General features: G+C 38.3%; 20 protein-coding genes. 4 read left to right on the top strand and 16 right to left on the bottom strand.

Features of this window, described 5'->3' with window-relative positions; genetic code table 11:
• Positions 1–97: 97 nt before the first annotated feature.
• The gene (locus tag OOZ15_RS04205; protein ID WP_416337309.1) at positions 98–505 is read right to left on the bottom strand and encodes an HYC_CC_PP family protein; all 408 of its coding nucleotides are present in this window, start codon (positions 503–505) and stop codon (positions 98–100) included.
• 216 nt (positions 506–721) lie between these two features.
• On the opposite strand from OOZ15_RS04205, the gene OOZ15_RS04200 reads away from it, so the two are divergent.
• Complete coding sequence (locus tag OOZ15_RS04200) at positions 722–1159, top strand: Fur family transcriptional regulator (RefSeq protein ID WP_265954573.1); 438 nt, start codon at positions 722–724, stop codon at positions 1157–1159.
• Position 1160: 1 nt separating this feature from the next.
• Here the strand turns inward: OOZ15_RS04200 and OOZ15_RS04195 are convergent, their stop codons facing one another.
• The 7 genes from OOZ15_RS04195 to OOZ15_RS04165 form a co-directional block, all read right to left on the bottom strand.
• Complete coding sequence (locus tag OOZ15_RS04195; RefSeq protein WP_265954572.1) at positions 1161–1841, bottom strand: DUF2490 domain-containing protein; 681 nt, start codon at positions 1839–1841, stop codon at positions 1161–1163.
• Between the two features lie 218 nt (positions 1842–2059).
• Positions 2060–2386: a TraR/DksA family transcriptional regulator gene (locus OOZ15_RS04190; RefSeq protein WP_265954570.1), complete on the bottom strand. Its 327-nt coding sequence runs from the start codon at positions 2384–2386 to the stop codon at positions 2060–2062.
• 151 nt (positions 2387–2537) lie between these two features.
• Positions 2538–4046 (bottom strand): SulP family inorganic anion transporter, encoded by a 1509-nt coding sequence (locus OOZ15_RS04185; RefSeq protein ID WP_265954569.1) that lies wholly within the window; start codon positions 4044–4046, stop codon positions 2538–2540.
• A 279-nt stretch (positions 4047–4325) separates the two neighbouring features.
• Entirely contained in the window at positions 4326–5051 is a 726-nt protein-coding gene (gene pgl / locus OOZ15_RS04180; RefSeq protein ID WP_265954567.1) for a 6-phosphogluconolactonase, read from the bottom strand.
• Positions 5048–6565, bottom strand: a complete 1518-nt coding sequence (gene zwf / locus OOZ15_RS04175) for a glucose-6-phosphate dehydrogenase (protein ID WP_265954565.1) — start codon at positions 6563–6565, stop codon at positions 5048–5050. Before zwf ends, pgl begins: the two co-directional genes overlap by 4 nt.
• Before the next feature lie 14 nt (positions 6566–6579).
• Positions 6580–7989 carry an NADP-dependent phosphogluconate dehydrogenase gene (gene gndA / locus OOZ15_RS04170; protein ID WP_265954564.1) on the bottom strand — a complete coding sequence of 470 codons (1410 nt, stop codon included), beginning with the start codon at positions 7987–7989 and terminating at the stop codon, positions 6580–6582.
• Positions 7990–8013: 24 nt separating this feature from the next.
• Positions 8014–8478, bottom strand: a complete 465-nt coding sequence (locus OOZ15_RS04165) for an RpiB/LacA/LacB family sugar-phosphate isomerase (RefSeq protein ID WP_265954563.1) — start codon at positions 8476–8478, stop codon at positions 8014–8016.
• A 260-nt stretch (positions 8479–8738) separates the two neighbouring features.
• Here OOZ15_RS04165 and OOZ15_RS04160 point away from each other — a divergent pair, with 260 nt between their 5' ends.
• The 3 genes from OOZ15_RS04160 to uxuA all read left to right on the top strand — a co-directional run bounded on the left by OOZ15_RS04160 (position 8739) and on the right by uxuA (position 11193).
• Positions 8739–8996, top strand: a complete 258-nt coding sequence (locus OOZ15_RS04160; protein WP_265954562.1) for a hypothetical protein — start codon at positions 8739–8741, stop codon at positions 8994–8996.
• Between the two features lie 168 nt (positions 8997–9164).
• Entirely contained in the window at positions 9165–9995 is an 831-nt protein-coding gene (locus tag OOZ15_RS04155; RefSeq protein ID WP_265954561.1) for an SDR family oxidoreductase, read from the top strand.
• Between the two features lie 13 nt (positions 9996–10008).
• Positions 10009–11193, top strand: coding sequence for a mannonate dehydratase (uxuA, locus tag OOZ15_RS04150; RefSeq protein ID WP_265954560.1), 1185 nt, complete (start codon positions 10009–10011; stop codon positions 11191–11193).
• Positions 11194–11362: 169 nt separating this feature from the next.
• On the opposite strand, the gene OOZ15_RS04145 is transcribed toward uxuA, so the two are convergent.
• The 8 genes from OOZ15_RS04145 to OOZ15_RS04110 all read right to left on the bottom strand — a co-directional run bounded on the left by OOZ15_RS04145 (position 11363) and on the right by OOZ15_RS04110 (position 19047).
• A complete protein-coding gene (locus OOZ15_RS04145) occupies positions 11363–12457 on the bottom strand; it encodes a formylglycine-generating enzyme family protein (RefSeq protein ID WP_265954559.1) in 1095 nt (364 codons plus the stop codon).
• A 78-nt stretch (positions 12458–12535) separates the two neighbouring features.
• Positions 12536–13753, bottom strand: a complete 1218-nt coding sequence (locus tag OOZ15_RS04140; protein WP_265954558.1) for a PepSY-associated TM helix domain-containing protein — start codon at positions 13751–13753, stop codon at positions 12536–12538.
• Positions 13754–13819: 66 nt separating this feature from the next.
• A complete protein-coding gene (locus OOZ15_RS04135) occupies positions 13820–16204 on the bottom strand; it encodes a TonB-dependent receptor (protein WP_265954556.1) in 2385 nt (794 codons plus the stop codon).
• A 143-nt stretch (positions 16205–16347) separates the two neighbouring features.
• Entirely contained in the window at positions 16348–17439 is a 1092-nt protein-coding gene (locus OOZ15_RS04130; RefSeq protein WP_265954555.1) for a formylglycine-generating enzyme family protein, read from the bottom strand.
• A gap of 42 nt (positions 17440–17481) precedes the next feature.
• On the bottom strand, positions 17482–17766 hold the full coding sequence (locus OOZ15_RS04125) for a Txe/YoeB family addiction module toxin (RefSeq protein ID WP_265954554.1): 285 nt from the start codon (positions 17764–17766) through the stop codon (positions 17482–17484).
• Entirely contained in the window at positions 17745–17939 is a 195-nt protein-coding gene (locus OOZ15_RS04120) for a hypothetical protein (RefSeq protein WP_265954552.1), read from the bottom strand. The genes OOZ15_RS04125 and OOZ15_RS04120 overlap by 22 nt, the downstream gene beginning before the upstream one ends.
• Before the next feature lie 110 nt (positions 17940–18049).
• Positions 18050–18664 (bottom strand): hypothetical protein, encoded by a 615-nt coding sequence (locus OOZ15_RS04115; RefSeq protein WP_265954550.1) that lies wholly within the window; start codon positions 18662–18664, stop codon positions 18050–18052.
• 2 nt (positions 18665–18666) lie between these two features.
• Entirely contained in the window at positions 18667–19047 is a 381-nt protein-coding gene (locus tag OOZ15_RS04110; protein WP_265954549.1) for a hypothetical protein, read from the bottom strand.
• Positions 19048–19385 lie beyond the last annotated feature (338 nt).

The following is a 19385-nucleotide window of genomic DNA, read 5'->3' as shown; positions in this document are numbered from 1 at the left end:
ATTTTATTAAACAATTTATACACACTTTTTAAGTGCACGATAGTTAAATGTGTCAAGTATTGGGCAGCCGTTTTACCGACCACAATTGTTTAATAAATCAAATAAGGAAAGTCTCGTTTTCAATCAGTATCTCCGTGACCAGAAGTGGCGGAGTATAATGTTGAAACGGAATGATATTCTCTTTCAAACCTTCAAAAAGGTTCAGTGAAGTGAATATGTATGCAGTCAAAAAGACTTGTTGATCGAAAGAAAGCTTTTCAAAGGAAGTTTTTAGCTCTTTTTGGCCTTCGACCACAATTTGTTCGTCTGTACAGCATTTGTTTTCTGAAATGGTTTTATCAGCATTCATATGCATTACCATTCCACAGGTTTCTGCGGGTTTCAGTACAGCAACATCAATAAGCGAATCCCCACAATAATGCATGTCTACCGTAAAAGATAGGGTAGAGAAGAGCACAATGAGTGCCATAAAAAATGATGCTATTTTATGCAGTACAGTTTTCATATACAGGCACAAATGTACAAAAAATTGGAAATTGAAGCCGATTTTCTTTCTTTTTACGATTTTTTTATGATAAGTTCCCTGTGAAAAACCGACTGTTTAACCGATATTTATGTGATGAATCCCACTAAGTGGGTTTAACCTGACTGCCCTGCCTTTGCCGGCAGGCAGGCTTCAGGCAAGTTTCCCCAATACCCCGAGACAGTTGATTATTAAGAGATGGAGAAGGTTGAAAACATATTAAAAACAAACAAGGTAAGGCCTACGGCCATGCGCTTGTTGATCTACAATTATCTTACGGGTTTGGATGAGGCTGTCGGACTTACAGATATTGAAAATGCTTTTTTGGAGAAAGAAGGCTTGTCTATGGAAATAGACCGGACGACCTTGTATCGAACCATAAAGACTTTTCAGCAAAAAGGACTCGTCCACGCTATTGAAGATGGTACGGGAACCACAAAATATGCCTTGTGCGAAAGTGATTGCTCAGGTGAAAAACACAACGACCTACATTTACATTTTTTCTGTAATGATTGTAAAAAAACAGTTTGTCTTACCGATCATAAAATCCCAAAAATAGAATTGCCCCGCGGTTATGAGGCGGAGCAATTGGATCTTTTGATTAAAGGGGTATGTGATTTGTGTCAGCCGGATTAGCTCATGATTTTGTAAAATCCGGGTTGAAAAATACTGCCAATTGTAGCCTGTCAAACTTTCCGTTTGGAAAATGATTTTTCAAATAACCGGCTTGTAGACTTAATTTTGAGTTCACTTTATACCCCAAGGCCCCATACAAACGGTTTTGTCCGAAAACTTCATCTTGTAGATTGAGAAATACCTCATCATATACATTCACAAACCATTTTTCACTCAAGGGGTAGGTGAGTTGTAAACGGTAACGGGCTCGGTGTTGGGTGTCGTTTTCATCTAAATATGAAATGAAACGTTGTTCCAAACGATATCGGTGTTCAAATTTTAATTTTTCTATGGAGTTTTTTAAGATGAACTGCTCATAAATACGATGCTCTGTACTATTTTCTTCCGAAGGAAAATCTTCAAAAGTACCATCGGTTGAAATAAAACCATAACCAAAAGTAGCAATGGCATTTGGAGAAAAATGATAGTTAAGTCCTGTACGTAGCAACAACTGATTAAAATTATCGGCTACTTCATAAAAACGAAACTGTGCTTCTGTATGGATGCTGAAATCCTCAGAAATTTTATTTGTTCCAAAATACATATACCAAGCACCTAATCTTTTTTCACCGGTTTCTTGGGCATGTGTTGATAGCGAATAGGTAAAAACTGTAAGGAACAGTAACAAAAAGCGTTTCTTCATAATAACAAAAATTTAAATCCCACTAAGTGGGTCTTATTTCTCGATGTTCTATATCGAAATGTGTTAAGGTTTATTCATTTGAATACCTCGTAGGCTTACCCCGAGGTAGTTGATTTTAAAACCCACGAAAATATAAAACCCCTATTATACTTTGAAGGTTTTTAAGAAATAATTTAGAATTTTAACACTGTTGATAATTTGTAGTGATAAAAGGCGTTTTATTGAGCACAATTCACACATAAAACGCTTTCCGGTCTGATGAGAAGTCTTCCCTCCGGAATGGGTTGTTTACATTTCCTGCAGATACCAAAATCGGCATCATTTACTTTTTCCAGTACGAGTAGCATTTTTTTATGACGTTGTTCAGCTTCACGCAAAGCAGCATCATTCACACTTTTATTGTTAATGGCATCCATACGCGACACACGACCAATGGCATTATCCGGAGAAACCGGATTGGTCATGCCTTTGTACAAAGCGATGGTTTTTTCCAATTTGGAAATTTCCTGCTTTACCTTTTCAATAAAAAGTGTTTTGTCTAACATAAGTAAAAGATTGAGTAATAAATTAGAATGTCCAAAAAACTTATGATGATTTGATTTGTCACCCTGAGCTTGTCGAAGATGTCATTGAATTATACTTCGACAGGCTCAGTATGACATCTGATTTTATAGTTTTTGAACATTCTCTATTATACTATGCTTTTTTGGATTCCAAAACATTGACCTTGATCACTTCGTCTGCTTTGATCAAAAGCTTATGACTGCTACTTGACAGATTGGAAATATACACCTTTTTGTTCACTTTGTGATAGCGTTCAGTGAGCTTGTTTACGGCTTCGATACCCGACATATCCACGATACGCCCTTCTTTAAAATCGATAATCACTTTTTCGGGATCGTTCAAGACATCAAATTTATCATTAAACATTTGAACCGAGCCAAAGAATAAAGGCCCGTAAATTTCGTAGTGTTTCACCCCATCTTCATCAATGTGTTTTCGGGCACGAATACGTTTTGCACTGTCCCAAGCAAAGACTAACGCGGCAATGATAACACCAATTAGTACTGCCAAAGCCAGGTTGTGTAATAAAACGGTTACTAAGGCTACAAGCATCCCTACAATAATATCAGATTTCGGGTATTTATTGATGATTTTAAAGCTTACCCATTCAAAGGTACCAATAGCGACCATGATCATTAGTCCTGTAAGAGCTGCCATAGGCAATTGCTCGATAAGCCCCGCACCAAACATAATAAAAATCAATAAGGCTACAGAAGCGACAATTCCTGAAAGTCTTGCTCTTGCTCCTGATGATATGTTAATCAAACTCTGGCCCAACATGGCACAACCACCCATTCCGGAGAAAAATCCGGATAAAATGTTTGCAGTACCCTGAGCAACAGCCTCTTTATTAGTCCTTCCCCGGGTTTCAGTAATTTCATCAATTAGCTCCAAGGTCAATAAACTCTCGATCAATCCCACTCCGGCCATAATACCTGCATAGGGAAAAATCAGTTTTAAAGTTTCCCAAGTAAAAGGCATATCGGGAATATGGAACGGAGGAAAACCACCTTTTATAGAAGCAATATCTCCTACTGTTTTGGTTTCAATACCGAAGAAAGCAACGATACCGAATATAACCAAGATAGCTGTTAAGGAAGCCGGAATGGCTTTAGTAAGCTTTGGAAGCCCCCAAATGATCAGCATGGTAAGCAGAACAAGTCCGAGGATGATATAAAGCGGTGTTCCGGTCAACCAGTGATCTGAATCATCTTTAAATTGATCCAACTGCGACATGAAAATGATAATAGCCAGACCATTTACAAACCCATAAACCACGGGTAAGGGCACTAAACGCATCAATTTCCCAAGTCTGAAAGCTCCTGCAAGAATTTGTATAATACCTGCAAGGACAACAGTGGCGAACACGTATTCTACACCATGTGATTTGGCGAGTGCAACAATAACCACAGCAACGGCTCCTGTTGCTCCCGAGATCATTCCGGGCCTACCACCCAGGATAGAGGTTACAAGCCCCATAACAAAGGCAGCATATAAACCTGTCAAAGGCGATAATTCGGCAATCATAGCAAAAGCCACTGCTTCAGGGACCAAAGCCAAGGCTACGGTCAAACCTGATAAAACCTCTGTTTTATAATTTACTTTTTGTTTGAAATCAAATAGATTCAGATACTTCTTCATAGTAATTGTTGATGGTTAAATAAGAATGGAAATGTTCTTATCTATATAATTAAAAATAAAATTGAATTTGTTTAAAAAGGAATGGATATGAATAGACACACAGCTATTTAGGGCGGAGTAACCGCAGGAAGGTTGTAATTGTGTGTGTGTGCTGTGTTTTTCATTTCGGGGGCAAATATAAAGCGATTTTGCTAGTGATCAAAAGAAAATGTTAAAATAATACCCCCTCCTTTTTAACGATCTGTCAAAAGGAGGGTGTATGTTTTGTTAATGGAACAATTACTTTAATTTCAATCTGTTCGATGCCTTTTCATCGACCATCCAAATAACCTTTCCGGCTTCGGGATGGATAAGTTGAGCAGGGTAAAGGTTACTATTTCTTTCTCCCTGAACTACTTGATAGAGGGCATTGGCTTTCTTTTCACCAAAAACAAGAAATACAATCTTCCTGGCTTTATTGATCAAAGGGGCAGTCAATGTAATGCGGTACATATCCTGCGGTGCCAAGAAATAGGCATCCACTTTTTTGTTTTCCTCTTTTAGAATTTCTTCTCCGGGAAATAATGATGCGGTATGTCCGTCGTCACCCATACCCAAGAGGATAAGGTCAAAAACTTCCCCATCTTCCAAATGCTTTTCAAGCAATTTTTCATAGGCAAGGGCATAGGCTTCCGGTTCCACATTTTTTTTCCACATTGGGAAAATGTTGGATTCAGGAACAAGAATGTGGTTTAAAAAGCTTTTATATGCCGCTCCGGCATTGCTTTTTTCATCATCTATCGGTACCCAGCGCTCGTCCCCCCAAAAAACAAAGACCTTGCTCCAATCGATTTCCTCTTTGTATGGAGAAGAAGCCAGTAATTGGTATAACCCATTGGGAGAAGAGCCTCCGGTCAGGGCAACGGTGAATTTATTACGCTTTTTGATGGCTTCCTGAGCTTTTTCTATAAAAAATTCAGCTGCTTTTTTGTTTAAGGTATTTGTATTGTTAAAAACTTGAATCATTTCTTTTTGTCTTTTGAATGTGTGTTTACTGCCCAAACATGTTCCTGTCTTGCGATCAAGGCTTCTGCGTTTTCAGGCCCCCAACCTCCGGCAGGATAATTCGGGAAATCTACCGAACCTTTGTCTTCCCAAACTTTTTGGATATTGGAGATCACATCCCAGGCTTCTTCAATTTGATCTGATCTCATAAATAAGGTAGTGTCACCCAACATGGCGTCGAGCAGCAAAGTTTCGTATGCTTCTGGGGTTTGAGTGGAAGCAGTATCATAATCGAACACCATTTCTGAAGAATTGAGATTCATTTCCAAACCGGGACGCTTACTCATAAACCGAAGTAAAATATCCATTTGAGGCTGAATATTGATCGTTAGTCTATTGGGAGTAACACTGTTTGTTTGGTTTGATGGAAAGGAAGCGTGTGGCACTGGTCTGAATTGTATGGTGATTGACGATGTTTTTTCTTGCATTCTTTTTCCTGTTCGCAAATAAAAAGGTACATTTTGCCAACGCCAGTTATCCAAATAGAATTTGATAGCGACAAAAGTTTCAGTATTTGATTTTTCATCAACACCTTTTTCATCTCTATAACCGGACACTTTTTCACCTTCTATCCAACCTTCAGAATATTGTCCTCTTACGGCATAATGGTTAACTTCCTCTGGTTTGATACGCCGAACGGCGCGAAGGACGTCAAATTTTCTGTTTCTGATTTCCTCTGCGTCAAAAGAAGCCGGTGGTTCCATAGCCACCATACACAATATCTGCAAGAGGTGGTTCTGGATCATATCGCGAAGCGCTCCTGCACCTTCATAATAGCCGCCTCGATCTTCAACCCCCACTTTTTCGGCCACGGTGATTTGAACAGAATCGATATAATTTCGGTTCCATAAGGGTTCAAACAAGGTGTTGGCAAAACGGAAAGCAAGGATGTTCTGTACAGTTTCCTTTCCGAGGTAATGATCAATTCTGAAAATTTGTTCCTCATCAAAGGTCTTTGTGAGCATTTGATTCAACGCCACAGCTGATTCCTTATCATAACCAAAAGGCTTTTCGATAATGATTCGGTCTTTGGTTTTATCAGTTGCTAAACCACTTTTATTGATGTTCAGGCTAAGTGTTTCGATAAATCGAGGGGAAACCGAGAGGTAAAACAAGCGGTTGGCTCTTCCATTCCATTCCGTATCATATTCTTCAAGCCTTGATAGCAGCTCTTTATAGGATTTCTCATCATTGATATTCGATGGAAAATAGTGTAGGGACTCTTTAAAACGCTCCCATTGCTCTTTTTCGGGAGTTCCACTTCTCGAAAATTCTGAAAGTCCGTCGTACAATTCCTTCCTGTACTCATCATCTGTCAATTCTGTTCTTCCCAATCCGTAGATGGCAAAATTCTCGGGCATCCAGTTTTCGATAAAAAGATTGTAAAATGCCGGGATTAGTTTTCTTTTAGCAAGGTCACCGGTACCGCCATAAATAACAATAACTGTGGGTGTAGCTTTTTTATTTGTTTTCATGCGTTTAAAATCTATCAGTTTTCCCACTCAGTATGGAAAACTCCTTCTTTATCTATACGTTCATATTTATGGGCTCCAAAATAGTCTCTTTGTGCCTGGATGATATTGGTTGGCAAGCTTTCACTTCGGTAGGCATCAAAATAAGACAGAGTAGCGGTGTAAACCGACATCGGAATTCCTTTGCCTATACCGATTTTTACAACGGAACGCATGGCTTTTTGGCGGGGAAGTATTTGTGATGAGAGTTCCTCGTCCAATAACAGGTTAGGCAATTCCGGATTGTTTTTATACGCTTTTCTGAAGTCTTCAAGAACAGCTGCACGGATAATACAACCTCCCCGCCATATTTTGGCTACTTCTTCTAAGTTCAAACCATAATCAAATTCTTTGGAAGCAATACTCAGTTGTGCCATTCCTTGGGCAAAGATGGTAAGCATTCCAAAATGGAAAGCATCTTTAAAAAGGGCTTTGATTTCTTCGTTGTTCACCGTTTCAGTTGAATCGTTCCACCTTAGTTTAGACGCAGCTTCTACACGTTCCTCTTTGTATTTTGAAATATCGCGCATCGCCACGGCAAGGTCGATGGATGGTACCGGAGCTTGTATTTCCATAGCGTTTTGCGACGTCCATTTTCCGGTTCCTTTGGCTTTGGCAGTATCAGAAATCAGGTCAACCAATGGTTTTCCGGTGTTCGGATCTTCTTTTTTAAGGATAACAGCGGTAATCTCAAGCAAATAAGATTGTAACTCCGACTGATTCCATTCTTCAAAAAGTTGTTGGATTTGAGCCGTTTCAAAACCGAATCCTCGTTTTAAGACGTCATAGGTTTCGGCAATGAGTTGCATAATGGCATATTCAATACCGTTGTGAACCATTTTCACGTAATTCCCGGCAGAACCACGTCCGAGATAGGTAACACAAGGTTCTCCACCCACTTTGGCAGCGACAGCTTCAAAAATAGGACGTAGTCTTTCGTATGCATCTTTATCACCTCCCGGCATCATGCTGGGGCCAAAACGAGCTCCTTTTTCTCCTCCGGAGATTCCCATCCCAAAATAGTGGATGTTTTTTTTAGCAAGTGATTTCACCCTACGGTTGGTATCTTCAAAATATGAATTTCCTCCATCAACCACAATATCTCCGTCTTCCAAATAAGGAAGGAGGGAGTCGATAACGCTGTCAACAGGTTTTCCGGCAGGTACCAAAAGCATAATGGCTCTTGGTTTTTTGATGAGTTTTACAAAGGTTTCGGCAGAAGTTGTGCCTTTTATAGTGTGTTTATCGTCTGCTTCTTTTTCAAGGGAAGCTGCTTTTTCGGCATCAAGGTCGAGTCCGGCTACCGAGAAATCGTGGTCTGCCATGTTCAGAAGTAAGTTTCTCCCCATAACTCCCAAACCAACGATACCAAAGTCAAAATTTTCCATAGTCAATTTTTATGTTGTATTATATCAATGCTTTTTGAAATTCTTGTTTTCAATGGCGATAACTTTATCTAATCGCCTTTTAAAACGGGGTTCATCGTTCACAAATTCAGCTTTTAAAAATGTGTCGATGATTTCTGTAATGAGCGATAGCCCTAACACCCGTCCGCCTACACAAATCAGGTTCATATGGTCGTGTTCCACTCCTTGATGGGCAGAATAGGTTTCGGTGATCAGCGCAGCGCGTACTCCCGGAAATTTATTGGCAGCAATGGATACGCCCACACCACTTCCGCAGATAGCGATTCCTTTGTCTATTTCCCCTTTGGAAATGGCTTCGGCCAAGGGAATGATAATATCGGAATAATCATCATCGGGATCGTGGGAAAAAGCTCCAAAATCCGTAAAATGATAATCGGATTTCTCAAGGAAAAGCTTCAGTTTTTCCTTTTGTTTATATCCTGCGTGGTCTGCCGTAATACCTATTTTCACGTTTCTTGATCTTGTAGGAATGTCGAATGACATATGAGCGTATAAAATTAAGTATTTCTACGGTAATGCGGGCATTTTATGCAGATATATAACGATTGTTTAAACAAATGGGCGTAGATGTAAAAATGGTGTCCATAGGTAGTTTTTTGTAAATAATGATCTTTTATAATTTTTAACACTTGTTTAATGTAACATTTTCTATAAGTGGATTACTTATCTGCAAAGCGAATAATTGTGCTAACCAGACTAATGTTTTATTTATGAAATCGTTGATATTAAATAATGATAATGAGTCAATTAAAAGAGTGTTGGTGTTTGCTTCTAACATCGATAACTATTCCAAGGAGGAAATGGTTTGTGAAGAACTATTGAAGATTGAAGGAATTTACGATGTGAATGTAGATTTGGAAGATTGGGAAAATATCCTTCGGGTGGAATGTGCGTCGGAAGCACTTTTGAAAGATGTAAAAAATAAAGTATCCAGCTTGGGCTTTGAGTGTCATGAACTTCTGAGCTGATTCATCTGGTTGACTATCGAAAAATCAACATAAAAACTCTCATTGAAATTTTTGTTATGTTTATGACAAAACAAAGTGTATGTATTGGTATTTTATTGTTATTATTGTTTGAAATGTTTTACATCAGAATAACAAATAGAAACCAAAAAACTTAAAGTCATATAAATAATGTTCAAAGGAGTAAAAGACAAAGTAATAGTTGTAACCGGCGGAACGGGAGTTTTGGGTTCAACCATGACCCGAGCATTGGCCTCAAAGGGAGCGAAAGTAGCCGTTTTGGGCCGGAATTTAGATAAAGCGAATACATTGGCAGATGAAATTAACAAATCAGGTGGAATTGCTATCGGGATAAGTGCAGATGTTTGCGACAAAGAGGCACTTGTTACTGCCCACGCGAAGATAAACAAAAAACTTGGCCCGGTGGATATCCTAATCAATGGTGCAGGGGGAAATCATCCCGATGGAACGACCTCACAGGAGTTTTATTCCGAAGAAAACCAAAAAGATGCCCGTACATTTTTTGATATGGAATTGGACGGAATGGATCACGTTTTCCGACTTAATTTTATGGGCACCTTTTTGCCGACACAAGTATTCGCAAAGGATATGATCGGTAGAAAAGATTGTAGTATTCTGAATATTTCTTCAGTCAGTGCCGTTTTACCGCTTACCAAAGTGCCCGCCTATAGTGCTGCCAAAGCGGCCATCAGCAACTTTACCCAATGGATGTCGGTTTATTTTGCAAAGGAAGGGATTAGGGTGAATGCCCTAGTGCCGGGTTTCTTTTTAACAGAACAAAACCGAACCCTGTTGACCAATACAGATGGAAGTTTAACCGACAGGGGCAATAAAATCTTATCACAAACCCCGATGGAACGTTTTGGAGATCCGGAAGACCTGGTGAGCACTTTGTTATGGCTGTGCGATCCGGCTTCACGATTTGTAACAGGAACCACAGTAGCAGTGGACGGAGGATTTTGTGCCTATAATGGCGTTTAAAAAAATTGAATACATGCAAGGATTAGAACAAACATGGCGGTGGTACGGACCAAAAGACCCTGTATCACTTTCGCATATAAAAATGACCGGGGCAAGCGGAATTGTAACGGCATTACACCATATTCCGAATGGCGAAGTATGGTCGGTTGAAGAGATAGAGAAAAGAAAAAAACATATCGAAAAAGCCGGATTAACATGGTCGGTTGTGGAGAGCATCCCGGTACATGAAGACATTAAAAAGCGAAGCGGGGATTACAAACGCTACATCGAGAATTACAAACAGAGTATTGTAAATTTAGGTCAGTGCGGTATCGATACAGTTTGCTATAATTTTATGCCCGTACTCGATTGGACGCGTACAGACCTCGCCTATGAAGTGGCCGATGGTTCGCGTGCGCTGCGGTTTGACAAAATACATTTTGCGGTTTTTGAGTTGTTTTTACTGAAAAGACCCGGGGCAGAAACGAACTACACCGATGTTGAAGAGGAAAAGGCAGAACAGTTGTTCGATACCATGACTTCGGAAGAAAAAGAAACATTGATAAATAATATCATTGCTGGTCTTCCGGGAGCGGAAGAAGGTTATACCCTTGAACAGTTCCAAAAAGTACTCGATGAATATAGCGAGCTAGGTGATACTGCATTAAGAAATAATCTATATGACTTTTTAAAAAAGATCATTCCCGTAGCTGAAGAAGCGGGTGTGTTGATGGCGATACATCCCGACGATCCGCCTTTCCCTATTTTGGGGCTTCCCAGAGTGGTGAGCACCGAAGCCGATGCCAAACAGTTGTTGGATGCTGTAGATAGCAAGTACAACGGATTGTGTTTTTGCACGGGATCGTATGGAGTTAGGTCAGATAACGATCTACCGGGAATGGTAGAACGATTGGGTGATCGTATCAATTTTGTTCATTTACGGGCGACAAAACGGGATGAAATAGGCAACTTCCACGAAGCCGATCATCTTGATGGCGATGTGGATATGTATGCCGTGATGAAGGCGCTCATTAACGAACAACAAAAGCGAATAGCACAAGGAAGGGAAGATTACCGACTGCCCATGCGCCCGGATCATGGTCACCAAATGCTGGACGATTTAGAAAAAATAACCAATCCCGGTTATTCCGCCATAGGAAGGTTAAGAGGGTTGGCCGAATTAAGAGGGCTTGAACACGGGATTATTTGTAGTTCTTGATCAATAAATAACGAAGTCGCTCAATTATAGATCGAATACTAAAAATATAGAATGTAGCATCCCAATTAGGTATGGCTAAGCTTGTAATTACATAGATGTTGTTACAGTTTATGGGGTGCTTACCTTATGTTGCATGATTTGTCCTTAAAGCTAAAGGGTTGTAGCTGATTTAATCACTAAGCATATTGGGAGTTGCAACGGTCCTAAACCCCAAATGTTCCTGACCGGAGTCTGTGGCAGTAGCCATTCTGGCAGAAATTCTGTAACTGGCGCAATAGCTGGCATTACATAAAAAAGAGCCGCCTTTAATGATCTTTTCCTGAGCGTAAGGATTGGCAGGATTATAGGCTTGTGCAGCTCCTTTTGGATTATCTATTTTTCCTTGATCCAATGCTTGTTGGTAATAATTGATGTCATACCAATCTTGTGTCCATTCCCAGACATTTCCGGACATTTCGTAGAGTCCATAAGAGTTAGGAGGGAAGGATTTTACAGGGGCTTTGTTCTCATAACCATCATTTTTGCTGTTCTCGGTAGGAAATTCGCCATTCCACGTGTTCGCTTCATGAGTTAGTTGATCAATATCATTACCCCAAGCGTATAGTGAATTTCTTAAATTGCCATTTGCTGCCAATTCCCATTCGGCTTCCGTGGGAAGCCTTCTTCTGGCCCATTTACAATAAGCAATAGCATCTTCATAAGCGATATGGACAACGGGGTAATCATCTTTGCCCTCAATGGAGCTTCCCGGGTCTTTCGGATGTTTCCAATTGGCTCCGACTTTCCATTCCCACCATTGTGAAAAATCATACAGATTAGGTACACTGGTTTTTGTCTTTTTAAAAACCAAAGAACCGGGTTGTAACAAAGAATCATGTGGTTTGGGAGTCCCAGGAGGTACTTGTTTTTCGATTTCTTCCCATTCTATAGGGCGTTCAGCTACGGTTACATATCCTGTTGCTTCAACAAATTTTTCGAATTGTTTATTGGTTACTTCTGTTTTATCCATAAAAAAACCATCAACCCGAACAGGATGGGCAGGTTTTTCATGGTCAAGCGCCATTCGGTCTCCATTTCTGGCTCCCTGAGTATAATTGCCACCCGGAATCCAAATCATTCCCTTTGGAGTTTTTATGTCCTTTGGTTGTTTTTGGAAATCAGTAATGGATTCTTCAGTTTTAATCTTTTCTGAAGTGTTTTTCTTTTTACATTGAGTGCATAGAACAGCCAGACAGATAAAAACGAATAGACGAATTATTTTCATTACTTCTTTTGTTGTGATAATTACCTGAAAAAATCCCAGGTTAAACTTTATAGCATCCTAGTTTAATCAAAAAAATACTTAATCCCTTTTCTTTTTAAGTCTTTTTTTGGTTTTACTCTTTTTCAATCTATACATTCTGAAACCGGTGATAAATAATACCAGTGGCACCAGTCCGGAGATAAAGACCAAAATCCTGCCATAAACACCTGCAATTTCCCCGATATGAATAGGGTAGAACTGAGCTGCTATACGGTTACTATTGGAATCGAATCTAAAATCTGATAAGGTTGTTATTTCTCCTTTAGCACTTATTTCTACCTCTTTGGTTTTTCGTAACCCTGCTTTTATATAGCGATCTTCTATGTATCTGAACCGATATGGGGCTGTTTTGTCTTGAGGAAAATAAATAGCCCGTAAAGCATAACTTTCATTAGTGTTTGATAATAATTCATTAAAGATTGAAGAATCTTTTACAACTTGTTTTTGTTGATGGTTTAAGCTCGTTTTAGGATCTCCATCAAAAATTTTTAAAGCTGATTTGTAGTAGGTGTTATAAGTGAAATAAGCACCTGTAAAAGCTATGATAAGAAGGGGAATAAAAAAATAGATTCCGAATGTTTTGTGTAAATCGAAGTTAAACTTCCTTTTTTTGCTTTTCCATTTTATTTTAAATCCTTCTCGTAAATTTTTAGCATAAACTTTCCACCAGATATAAACTCCCGAAGTTAATATGAAGAGAAAGAATATTACAGCACTTGTTCCTATAATATATTTGCCTATTTTGGGAACACCTAAAGTACGGTGAAGATTCAATAGGTTTTCAAAAAATGAGATTGAAGCCGATTTTTCACCTAGAAATTCATTAGTTAGGGGATGGTAGTAGTTTGTTTTTCCGTTTTTAAACTGAATGGAAATGGTTTGCTGTTCACGGTAGGGCAGAAAAATTTTACTCACCAAGTGAGATTTATAATGTTCCGACGCCTGTCTGCCGAACAGGCAGGCTTGCGTCGAAATGTTTTTATAGGTTTCCGGTTTATGCTTTGTGGACTTGCCCGGAGGTTGTTGATTTATGTTATCCTTATGAGTTTCTATTAATGATGCTACCGATTTTAAAATCGCAGCATCTTCAATATCTTCTATGTTTTCAACTTTTAATAATTCGGGATTAAGAGCAGCTGTTATTTCAGGTTGCCAAACATATAGTGAACCTGTAAGCCCAGAGAAGGACGCAATAAGTCCGCAGGTAATCCCTGACCAAAGGTGAATTTTCCGTATTGTTTTATTAAATGACAGCAAAGGATATATTAAAAACTTTAAACAACCAATGCTAGCAAATATACTAACATTGGTTGTTCAGTTATATTAAAAATTATAATGAAGGCTTAATTTGGCATTGGTGCCTTCGCCTGAACCTGTGAACGATCTTAATGGGGCAGCCCATTGTGATCTTGCCGGCAGGTAATATTCGTTTAATAGATTATTGATACCTAAAGAAACAGACATGTTAGATTGCAGTTGATAAGCAAACGAAAAATTAAGCAAGGTATATCCTGAAACAGGAAACTGTGTGTGCCTATATGTGTAATTATCATTGTCATCTAAATACGGGTCAAATCGCTCTCTGTCACCTAAATTGGTCATTCGCAATGATGTACTTATTTTTTCAGTAGGCTTCCAGGTCACATAGGCAGTCCATTTGGGTGCAGCAATAACATCACCTCCGAGATAAATTAAGTTGTTGTCGTTCCCGGCGTTATGAGTTGTCCCTTCCACATAAGAATAAGAAGTACCTACTTGTATTTTATTGTCATAAGTGAAATAATCAATAGCTATTTCACCACCATAAATATTTTGTGGTTGTTTAGAAGGGACAAAAGAATTGATGTCTTCATCAAAAACAACACCTGTTCCCAAGTTAGACGTGCTGTAATAACCGACGGCTTCTAATTTGAAATTATTGAACTTAGATAAAAAACCAAATTCATAGTTTTTCGTCACTGCAGGCTCTAATTGAATATCATTTATGTTATCGGCAGTTGCTGAACGCAAAACAGAGCCTAAATCAGCGATAGAAAATCCTTGTGAATAGCTTACGTAAGGAATGAACTCTTGGTGCTTGATATAACGTATTCCTGCATTGAATGCCAGGTTGTTAAACCCTATTTTACCACCTTCAACAGCAACCGAAGGATTGTAATTTCCATCACCTAAGGGAGAATAAGGCAGCGTGTTATAATCATCAATATTCATATTCATATCATCATATCTCAGACCTGCTTTTATAACCCATTCACTATCAAATTTCACAGTAGATTGTAGGTAAGGTGTCCAACTGAACATTTTTATATTTGGCACCCATAACCTTCCGTCTAAAAGCCCTTGATTGGTTTTGTCTTTAAGGAAATCTATACCATAAGTCAATGAAATATCTGTAGAACTATTGGTGTTAATTCTTGTGTTGAAATTAGGTCTAAGTCCGTATTTATCAGCATTGATAACAGATTGCCCTCCATTTTCAAATTTATCGGAATAGAAGAAAATGTTTTCTGTACTTTGAATATAAAGATCGGTTGTAAAATCGGTAGTACCGGAAAAAATATCGTTTAAGTTGTATTTTAATTGCCCGTTTATAAGTGTGGATCCTGTTGGCTCTTGGCCTTCTACAGAACCTTCAACACCGTAACCGGCAGTTAACGAATAATCTCCTTCTTCATTAAAAACTTCAAATTCTCCAGGAACCGGAATAAAAGGAGTGTCTTGAGCCGATTTGTATAAATTTCCGGAGAAGGTTATTTTTTGATTATCAGAAATTTGATAATCTAATTTTGCCAGTGTACTGTAAATATTTGTGTTATCAAGTCCGTAAGTAGGGAGGATGGGAACACCGTCGGCATCATACTTATTGCCGGTTCTTTCGTAACTACCACTGACATAATAGTTGAATTTATCCAGATTTCCTTTTAAAGACTGGTATACACCAAAACCAAAAGCATCTTTAGTTTTTGCTAAGTTAGATGTACCCCAAACGTTGGTAGAGCCTTCAATTTTTTTAGTGGCATTTGGTTTTTTGGTAATGTAGTTTATAAAACCACCGCTACCACCATTACCAAATATTGATGTAGCACCTTTAATGACTTCAACTCTACTAATGTCGTTTGGACTTATGGATTTGATCCCTAATTGTCCATTTCTTAAAGGTGTAGATTGCGGAATTCCATCAACCATTACCAAGAGTGAACGTCCGCGTAATGTTTGTCCCCAGTTGGAGAATGTTCCCGTAGAAACCGCTAAACCTGGTATCGTAAACTCTAATATCTCACTGATGTTTGTTGTAGATTTTGAAAACTCTTGTAATTCAATTTCATTAACAACGCTTACTGAAGCAGGGATTTCTGAAAGATATTCAGAATTTCTACTGGCAGAAACAACAACTTCATCTAAACTGCTTAAGTCTTCCTTTAACACTGCTGTAAATGAAGTAGTTTCGCCTTCTGTGAAGGTTAAATTTTGAGTTTGGGTTTGATAGCCTAACATTCGAAAAGTGACTTCCCAAATTCCTTCTTCAATATTAGGCAATTCATAATTACCGTTGTAATCTGTTGTTGTGCCTTGTTGCAATGCTGCAATATAGATGGTGGCACCATAAATTGGTTGGTTTTGTTCATCGGTTACCTTCCCTTTTAGTTCTGTTTGGGAAAATGCGCAAAATGACAATAAAAAAGCTGTGATTAGTGTGAAAAATTTCATTTATTTAGACTTGTTTAAAATAAGCCGCAAATGTATTTTTTATTATTTAATTAACAAATCTATTTTAGGACTTTGGCTAATAATTATGTTATAAAATCAACATTGTGTTTATTTGTCTTACTAAGGGAGTTTTATGGATAGATTTAATCACGAAGCGTATCGGGAGTTGCAACAGTCCTGAACCCTAAGTGCTCCTGACCGGAGTCTGTGGCAGTAGCCATTCTGGCAGAAATCCTGTAACTGGCACAATAACTGGCACTACATAAAAAAGAGCCGCCTTTAATGACCTTTTCCTGAACGCAGGGATTGGCAGGGTTATGTGCTTGTAGAGCCCCTTTGGGATTGTCTATTTTCCCTTGATTTAATGCTTGTTGGTAATAATTGATATGATACCAATCCTGTGTCCATTCCCAGACATTCTCGGACATTTCGTACAGTCCGAAAGAATTGGGAGGGAATGATTTTACAGGAGCTTTGTTTTCATAGCCATCATCTTTGCTGTTCTGGGGAGGAAATTCGCCATTCCACGTGTTAGCCCCGCTAGTTAATTTTTCAATATCGTCTCCCCAAGCGTATAAGGAGCTCTTTAAACGGCCATTAGCTGCAAATTCCCATTCGGCTTCAGTGGGAAGTCTTTTTCCTGCCCATTTACAATAAGCGATGGCATCTTCATAAGCGATATGGACAACGGGGTAGTTTTCTTTTCCTTCAATGGAGCTTCCCGGACCTTTTGGGTGTTTCCAGTTGGTTCCGACTTTCCATTCCCACCATTGCGAGAAATCATACAGATTAGGCACACTGCCCTTTGTCTTTTTAAAGACCAAAGAACCAGGTTGTAACAAAGAATCATGAGGTTTAGGAGTTCCCGGGGGGACTTGTTTTTTTATTTCATCCCACTCTATAGGACGCTCGGCAACGGTTATATAACCTGTCGCTTCAACAAACTTTGTAAATTGTTTGTTGGTTACTTCCGTTTTATCCATAAAAAAGCCATTAATATGTACCGGGTGGGCGGGCTTTTCATGGTCAAGTGCCATTTGGTCTCCATTTCTGGCTCCCTGGGTAAAATGGCCACCCGGAATCCAAACCATTCCATTTGGAATTTTTATATCCGCCGGTTGTTTTCGGGAGTCAACCGATTTTTCAATTATAATTTTTTCTGAAGCGTTTTTCTTTTTGCATTGTGTACATACAACGATCAAGCAAGTAAAAAGGAGGAGACGGGTGATGTTCATTGTTTCTTTTGATAAAAAACATTTTTTCAGAAGATGTAATTTCTACTTATCATCATAATGCCCCATTGCTGAAACCACAGTAACAGTAACAATATGATTTTCTATTTTGTAAATTAAACGGTCTTTTTTGTTGATGCGACGTGACCAATAGCCTTTTCGATTGTACTTTAGTCTTTCGGGTTTGCCTGTACCGGTTTCAGGATGCTCTTTGAGTTCATTTAACAATTGGGATAAACGCTTTTTTGCACTTTCTCCTCCGGATTTTAAGTGATTTGCGATATCCTTTTTGGCTTTTTTAGTAAAATCTAACTCAAATTTTCCAGCCATTCTTCAACGTTTTCCGCTCTTTCCACATTACCGGCCTTTATATCCTTTTCGGCTTCATCTATAAGCTTGTCCAAAGGGGTTTGTTTTTCAAAAACGCCCAAAGAAAGTATGTAGTCTAAAGTCTTTTTAGCTAGGCTATTACGAGCATCATATTTTAAGGTTATTTCTGCCATTGCTGTTTGTTTTACACAAAGATAGTAATTTCGTTAACTTAACTCAAAAGGACAAAAAAATTGGAAAATATCAAAAGTTTTTTTTGCGAAGGGTAAAACTCATAGAGTTATTACCAATCATCTTCATTTAATCTTTCGTCCATTTCTGAAGCAATTGTTTTAATTGTTTCTTTTGCATCTTTTGTAAGGTATTCCACTAAATCCCTTTTTTGCCTTTTACACCTTTTACAATTATTTATAAAGTCCTCAATACTATTTTTACTTCTGCATGGTCCTACATCTTTCATTCCATATACTTGAACAGCATCAGAGGTTTTATTGTTATAATGCGAATAATTGTAATTGCTTAATTCGATTTTGTACCTATCTTCTTTAAACTTCAAAGAAATATCATAATTAATGAACATTACACGAATACATCCCATTTGTGTGCCTTCGTATTTGTACATTGCACTTGCAATTACTTCACTTTCCCCAACGTATGACAGCCCAGTGTTTTCTTGTTTTTCCTCAGATAATAAAGTTATTCTTTTGGATTTTCCTGAAACAAAGCCTTGGATTTCCCTATTTGTTTTGTACAGATTGACCGCATTTGAAGCTAGTATTTTTTCAGCTTCTTTTGAAATGTCTTTGTCAGAATTGTAATTTACTATCGAATCGAATTCGAATTCTTGAGCGTTTGATGCAAAAGACAACAATAATGTAATTAGGAGTAGTTTTTTCATAATCATTGTATTTTTAAGTTTTCAACTCTAACCGAATTTCCTTCAAATATTATTTTACAAGAAAAATTACTTCTTATCATAGCACCGAAGCCGTTTTGACTATCGACCCATGAATTGATTTTATACTCACGTCCGCCTAACGGCGTTACGTGTTTTGATTTTTCGTATAATCCGGGAAATTTTGCAGTCGATGGAGATTTCAACCTCTTTTTTACAAAGTCTTCAGCATAATTATAGGCGAGCATTTTGTTGTCTTGTTTCCTTTCGCCCGTTGAATCAGTACAAGTACTGTACATAAACAACGCTCCAAAAACAACTATAATACCGACTACTATTCTGAAGGCTATACGGTCGTATTTGTTAAATTTTTTTGTTCCTATCATTTTAGTTTTGATGTCTAGGTTTTAAATGTATATAAAAATATATGTTACTTCTTTACGTAATCCCGTAAAAGGGGAAAAATCCCCCTAAAAAATTCTTTTGATTACTTTGAAAATATGGTAAATATCGTTGAGGTTTAATTCAAAGTCTGAATATTCCGTAGGAAAATATCAAAAAGTTTTTTGCGAAGGGTAAAATTCACAGTTGTGGCAGTATCTGAATTAACCCTTGAAGGGTTCCGAAGGATCATTCCTAAAAGTTGTGTGAGAATTGAAGTAAAGTTCGATCTTTGCAAAAAAAATACTTGCATTGGAATTATCACTAGACCTATTACGATTTA

The organism is Galbibacter kalidii, from assembly GCF_026241135.1.
GTDB lineage: Bacteria > Bacteroidota > Bacteroidia > Flavobacteriales > Flavobacteriaceae > Galbibacter.
The sequence above is the reverse complement of the archived record's forward strand: the minus strand, read 5'-3'. Positions and strand labels throughout refer to the sequence as shown.

Excerpts from the sequence above, each read along its gene's own strand:
- OOZ15_RS04155 (WP_265954561.1), top strand. The coding sequence starts at position 9,165 with ATGTTCAAAGGAGTAAAAGACAAAGTAATAGTTGTAACCGGCGGAACG.
- pgl (WP_265954567.1), bottom strand. The coding sequence starts at position 5,051 with ATGATTCAAGTTTTTAACAATACAAATACCTTAAACAAAAAAGCAGCT.
- OOZ15_RS04195 (WP_265954572.1), bottom strand. The coding sequence starts at position 1,841 with ATGAAGAAACGCTTTTTGTTACTGTTCCTTACAGTTTTTACCTATTCG.
- OOZ15_RS04110 (WP_265954549.1), bottom strand. The coding sequence starts at position 19,047 with ATGATAGGAACAAAAAAATTTAACAAATACGACCGTATAGCCTTCAGA.
- OOZ15_RS04190 (WP_265954570.1), bottom strand. The coding sequence starts at position 2,386 with ATGTTAGACAAAACACTTTTTATTGAAAAGGTAAAGCAGGAAATTTCC.
- gndA (WP_265954564.1), bottom strand. The coding sequence starts at position 7,989 with ATGGAAAATTTTGACTTTGGTATCGTTGGTTTGGGAGTTATGGGGAGA.
- OOZ15_RS04130 (WP_265954555.1), bottom strand. The coding sequence starts at position 17,439 with ATGAACATCACCCGTCTCCTCCTTTTTACTTGCTTGATCGTTGTATGT.
- zwf (WP_265954565.1), bottom strand. The coding sequence starts at position 6,565 with ATGAAAACAAATAAAAAAGCTACACCCACAGTTATTGTTATTTATGGC.
- uxuA (WP_265954560.1), top strand. The coding sequence starts at position 10,009 with ATGCAAGGATTAGAACAAACATGGCGGTGGTACGGACCAAAAGACCCT.
- OOZ15_RS04120 (WP_265954552.1), bottom strand. The coding sequence starts at position 17,939 with ATGGCAGAAATAACCTTAAAATATGATGCTCGTAATAGCCTAGCTAAA.
- OOZ15_RS04185 (WP_265954569.1), bottom strand. The coding sequence starts at position 4,046 with ATGAAGAAGTATCTGAATCTATTTGATTTCAAACAAAAAGTAAATTAT.
- OOZ15_RS04145 (WP_265954559.1), bottom strand. The coding sequence starts at position 12,457 with ATGAAAATAATTCGTCTATTCGTTTTTATCTGTCTGGCTGTTCTATGC.
- OOZ15_RS04160 (WP_265954562.1), top strand. The coding sequence starts at position 8,739 with ATGAAATCGTTGATATTAAATAATGATAATGAGTCAATTAAAAGAGTG.
- OOZ15_RS04115 (WP_265954550.1), bottom strand. The coding sequence starts at position 18,664 with ATGAAAAAACTACTCCTAATTACATTATTGTTGTCTTTTGCATCAAAC.
- OOZ15_RS04200 (WP_265954573.1), top strand. The coding sequence starts at position 722 with ATGGAGAAGGTTGAAAACATATTAAAAACAAACAAGGTAAGGCCTACG.
- OOZ15_RS04205 (WP_416337309.1), bottom strand. The coding sequence starts at position 505 with ATGAAAACTGTACTGCATAAAATAGCATCATTTTTTATGGCACTCATT.
- OOZ15_RS04135 (WP_265954556.1), bottom strand. The coding sequence starts at position 16,204 with ATGAAATTTTTCACACTAATCACAGCTTTTTTATTGTCATTTTGCGCA.
- OOZ15_RS04125 (WP_265954554.1), bottom strand. The coding sequence starts at position 17,766 with ATGGCTGGAAAATTTGAGTTAGATTTTACTAAAAAAGCCAAAAAGGAT.